The sequence below is a fragment of the Hydrogenophaga sp. genome (genome assembly GCF_051007235.1).
Taxonomy (GTDB): Bacteria; Pseudomonadota; Gammaproteobacteria; order Burkholderiales; family Burkholderiaceae_C; genus Hydrogenophaga.
Genome location: NZ_JBPCSJ010000272.1, coordinates 1 through 1,820, shown reverse-complemented (window position 1 = coordinate 1,820; position 1,820 = coordinate 1). Strand labels below are relative to the sequence as shown.

Here is a 1,820-nt window from a genome sequence, read left to right as displayed (position 1 = left end):
CCACCACGCCGCGCTCGTACCAGCGGCCGTCGGCCTGACCGCCGATGCGCACCAGCAGTTGCACCGGCATGGCATCGAGCACCTCGTTGCCGATCACCACGCCCTCGAAGGCTTCGGGCAGGCGGTCCGCCCACACCACGCGCTCGGCATGCCGCGCCAGTGTGGCCTGCTGGCGCGCGCGCAGCGTGCCCGACAGGTCCACGATGGTGTAGCGGCGCGGTGCCTGGCCCAGGGCGGCCAGTGCGTCAAGCACCTGCAGGGCGAGCGCGCCGGTGCCGGCGCCGAATTCCCACACCTCGTCGGTGCCGGTGGCGGTCAGTGCCTGCGCCACCTGCCGCGCCAGCGTGTGGCCGAACAGCGGGCTCAGCTCGGGCGCGGTCACGAAGTCGCTGCCCTGCCCGGCCGTGCCGCCGGGCATCTGGCCGAATTTGGGCAGCGCATTGGCGTAGTAACCCAGCCCCGGCTCGTACAGGGCCATGGCCATGAAGCGGTCGAACGGCAGCCAGCCGCCGGCCGCGCGGATGTCCTCTTGCACCCGCGCCAACAGGGCGCTCGTTAAACTCGGGGCTTCGTTCACAGGGTCGGTGTTCACCCGGCCGATTGTCCCTGATCACCCCGGGTCGCACCGGACCAGCGCCCCTCATGTCCGACACCCCCATCCCTTCGCCCTACCGCACCGTGCTGGTCACCGGCGCCGGCAAACGCCTGGGCCGCGAGATCGCGCTCACCCTGGCCCGCGCCGGCTGGTCGGTGGCGGTGCACTTCCGCCAGTCGGCCGCCGAAGCGCAGCAGACCGCGGCCGACTGCGACGCTGCCACCGGCCGGCCGGCCAGTGCCGCCACCTTCGGCGCCGACCTGGCCGACGAGGCCGCCGTGCGCGCCCTGGTGCCCGCCGTGATCCAGCGCCTGGGGCGACTGGACGCGGTGGTCAACAGCGCCTCGCTGTTCGAGCACGACGACGTGACCAGCTTTGGCTTCGAGTCCATGGCCACCCACCTGCGCAGCAACACCGGCGCGCCCATCCTGCTGGCCCAGTCGCTGCACGCCCACCTGCAGGCGGCCGGCGGCGGCCGCGACGGCGCGGTGGTCAACCTGCTGGACCAGAAGCTGTGGAACCAGAACCCGGACTTCTTCAGCTACACGCTGTCCAAGGCGGCGCTGGAAGCGGCCAACACCATGCTGGCCCTGGCGCTGGCGCCGATCGTGCGCGTGGTCGGCGTGGCGCCCGGCCTGACGCTGACCAGCCACATGCTCAGCGACGAGAAGTTCCAGGCGCTGCACAAGCAGTCGCCGCTGGGGCGCTCGTCCACCCCTGAGGACGTGGCCGCCACCGTGGCCTTTGCGCTGGCCAACCGTTCGATCACCGGCACCACGCTGCTGGTGGACGGCGGCCAGCACCTGATGCGCTTCGAGCGCGACTTTTCCCTGATGTGAACGCCCGCATGGACCAGAACACCCCTACCCACTCGGGCACCCAGATCCTCACCCTGACCGGCCTGCGCTTTGACGCCAACCTGGGCATCCTGGAACACGAGAAGACCGCGCCGCAGCCCATCCAGGTGGACGCCGAGCTGAACCAGGGCCCGCAGCCCCTACTGCCGCACGACGACGACATTTCTCACGTGCTGGACTACCGCAAGGTGCGGCAGATCATCATCGACGAGTGCACCGCCGAACACGTGAACCTGCTGGAGAGCCTGATCGGCAAGCTCACGCGGCGCCTGATGCAGCTGCCCGGCGTGATCGGCGTGCGGGTGAAAATCGCGAAGCTGGAAATTTTTGACGACTGCGAAGTGGCGATCCGCATGGAAAGTGGCACT

3 protein-coding genes are annotated in these 1,820 nt (G+C 70.1%); 2 read left to right on the top strand and 1 reads right to left on the bottom strand.

Features of this window, described 5'->3' with window-relative positions; all coding sequences use genetic code 11:
• The coding region (locus tag ACR2JA_RS09765) for an SAM-dependent methyltransferase (protein WP_434008892.1) at positions 1 to 601 on the bottom strand (601 nt) is incomplete at its 3' end.
• A 41-nt stretch (positions 602 to 642) separates the two neighbouring features.
• On the opposite strand from ACR2JA_RS09765, the gene ACR2JA_RS09760 reads away from it, so the two are divergent.
• On the top strand, positions 643 to 1,434 hold the full coding sequence (locus ACR2JA_RS09760; RefSeq protein ID WP_434008891.1) for an SDR family oxidoreductase: 792 nt from the start codon (positions 643 to 645) through the stop codon (positions 1,432 to 1,434).
• An 8-nt stretch (positions 1,435 to 1,442) separates the two neighbouring features.
• On the top strand, positions 1,443 to 1,820 hold a 378-nt coding region (locus ACR2JA_RS09755; protein ID WP_434008890.1), incomplete at its 3' end, for a dihydroneopterin aldolase.